This is a genomic window from Lichenibacterium minor (assembly GCF_004137685.1).
Lineage (GTDB): Bacteria > Pseudomonadota > Alphaproteobacteria > Rhizobiales > Beijerinckiaceae > Lichenihabitans > Lichenihabitans minor.
In genome coordinates, this window is record NZ_QYBB01000115.1 from 1 (window position 1) to 2,828 (window position 2,828).

The following is a 2,828-nucleotide window of genomic DNA, read 5'->3' on the forward strand; positions in this document are numbered from 1 at the left end:
TGCGGCAGAGACGACGCGAAGAAAGGCCGGATGCGTGCGGGCAGACCTCCTCGATCGCCTTTTGGTGACGCTGGCCGTGCGCTTGCGCGCCTTCTCGGTCTGCCGCATCCAACGCGGATGGCAGTTGGGGTTCAGTCCGTTCGAGGCCATCACGATCCACTACGTCCTGCGCGGGACGGGCAGCCTGCGAGTCGGCGCCGGGCCTTGGCAGGCGTTCGCGCCCCACAGCGTCATCATCGTGCCGGCCCGCCTCCCGCATGCCCTGGGAGAGGCGGAGGAGGTCGTCGGAGCGGCGCGGGCCGAGGACCATTGCCTTCTCCACGGCGACGGGCTGGTCAGCTTCATGGCGGGGGACGGGACGCCCGACACGCTCCTGGTCTGCGGACAGATCTCCGCCAGCCATGACGGTGCGCTGGGACTTTTCGAGCTGTTCCAGTCACCGATGATCCAGGCCTTCTCATCAGACGCCCCCCTCCGTGGGACATTCGAACTCATGCTGGCCGAGGTGGCTGCCCCGAGCCTGGGCACACAGGCCATGACGGAACTGCTGATGAAGCAGTGCCTGATCGTGATGTTGCGTCAGCATCTGTTGGGCGGCGACGGCGCGTCGCCGCTGCTCAGGGCGCTCCAGGAACCGAAACTCGCACGGGCCATCATCGCGGTCTTGGAACATCCCGGCGCGCCCTACTCGGTCGACAGCCTGGCGTCGCTCGCCGGCATGAGCCGCACGTCCTTCGCCGTGCGGTTCTCCGAAGTGTTCGGCCAAGGACCCATGGATTTCGTCCAAAGGGTTCGCCTGCGGATCGCCGCGCGTCTCCTCACCGCCACAGACCTCCCCGTCAAGATCATCGCCGGCAGCGTCGGTTACGCGAGCCGCAGCGCCTTCAGTCGGGTGTTCGAGTCCACCTACGGTCTGACCCCGTCGGACTTCCGCAGTTTCGGCGGAGGGGACGAGGTCGAACCGGAACGTCGGGAAAACCCTGAACTGGCGCCTTCCGAAACCAGCCAGGAGCCCTGACCCGTGCAGGCGTCTGGTCGTTCGGGGTAGGACGCAGATCGTTCGAAGGCGCCTTGGCGGGGGACACGACCTGAATGGCACGCTGTTCGACAGCCACCGCCACCGTCGTTCAGGAGACCACCATGATCACCGACCGGAGATCCATCCTCGCCGGCCTCGCCCTCATCGCCGCCACGCCCGCCGCGATGGCCCAGGCCCAGAAGGTCGCCCCTGCCACCCCGATCACCGACTTCGCAGGCGTGAAGACCGCGACCGACTACTACATAGGCGTGCTCGGCCCGGCCGAAGCCTCGCTGACCACGTCTCAACTGGCCGTGGAACGCGCGACCAACAAGGACGCCCACGAGTTCGCTGGCTTCGAACTCGGCGAGGCCATCACGGTCAACGAGGTGCTGAAGGATCTCGGGACCAAGTCCTCCGTCGACACGAACGCCATGGCCTCCATCGAGAAGATCAAGGGTGCCGCGAAGGGTGAGGGCTTCGACCGCGCCTACATCACCTTCCAACTCGAAAACCACGAGTATCTGCGCGATATCGCCGACGCCTACCTGCACAACAGCGCTGGCGCGACCGACCCCATGGAGAAGCAGGGTCGACTGCTGGCGTCGCCATCTGTTGACGAGACCTGATCCCATGACGACCGTTTTCCGATCATCCGCCCTCCTGGCCGGCCTCATGGCCGGCACCGCCCTGCTGGCCGCGCCTGCGGCATGGGCGCAGACCGCAGCACCTCCGGCCCCTGCCGCGGCGGCACCCATGCCCGACGCCCCCGTGGCCGAGCCCGCATTCTCGACCGTCGCGACCGTGGCGGAGACGCCCGACAGCGGCACGATGAAGCGTGCCGACAAGGATATGGCGGCGGTGCTGAAGAAGCTCGGCGACCTCGGCGTGAAGCCCATCGAGTCGCGCTCGGTCGAGGAGGCCAGGACCCAGCCGACCCCGGCCGACGCCGTCAATGCGGTGCTCAAGGACCAGGGCAAGGACCCTGCCGCGATGATGGCCGCCATGAAGGTGTCCAAGAAGGACATGACCTACCCGACCGCCGGCGGCACCCAGTTGGTCCGAATCTATACCCCGGACGGCGCTGGTTCCGGCCCGTTGCCGGTCATCGTCTATTACCACGGCGGTGGCTGGGTCATCGCCACGGTGGACACTTATGAGGCGTCGGCGATGGCGCTCGCCAAGAAGGCCAACGCCATCGTGGCGAGCGTCGAGTACCGTCACGCGCCCGAGAACAAGTTCCCCGCCGCTCACGAGGACGCCTTCGCGGCCTACAAGTGGGCCCTGGCCAACGCCGCGCAGTTCGGCGGCGACCCCGCCCGTGTGGCGGTAGCTGGCGAGAGTGCCGGAGGCAACCTGGCCGCCAACGTCGCCATCATGGCACGCGACGGCAACGTGCAGAAGCCGACGCACATGCTCCTCGTGTATCCTGTCGCCGGCACCGACATGAACACGCCGTCCTACATCCAGAACCAGAACGCCATGCCGCTGTCGAAGGGCGCCATGGGCTGGTTCGTCGACAAGACCTTGGCCAAGCCGGACGATGCCAAAAGCCCGATGTTGAACCTGACCACGATGGCCGACCTCAAGGGCCTGCCTTCGGCGACGGTCATCACCGACGGCATCGACCCGCTGATGTCGGAGGGCAAGATGCTGGCCGAGAAGCTCAAGGCGGCGGGCGTGCCGACGACGTACAGGAACTACGAGGGCGTGACGCACGAGTTCTTCGGCATGGCGCCCGTCGTGTCCGACGCCGAAAAGGCCCAGGACGCGGCCGCGCAGGACCTGCGTGAGGCCTTCGCAGGCAAGC

3 protein-coding genes are annotated in these 2,828 nt (G+C 67.0%); all 3 read left to right on the top strand.

Features of this window, described 5'->3' with window-relative positions:
* Window positions 1-1,018: AraC family transcriptional regulator (locus D3273_RS27380; protein ID WP_207210927.1), on the top strand; the 1,018-nt coding region annotated here is incomplete at its 5' end.
* 122 nt (window positions 1,019-1,140) lie between these two features.
* Window positions 1,141-1,647 carry a DUF4142 domain-containing protein gene (locus tag D3273_RS27385; RefSeq protein ID WP_165359749.1) on the top strand — a complete coding sequence of 169 codons (507 nt, stop codon included), beginning with the start codon at window positions 1,141-1,143 and terminating at the stop codon, window positions 1,645-1,647.
* Between the two features lie 4 nt (window positions 1,648-1,651).
* A partial coding sequence (locus D3273_RS27390; RefSeq protein ID WP_165359750.1) for an alpha/beta hydrolase occupies window positions 1,652-2,828 on the top strand: 1,177 nt, incomplete at its 3' end.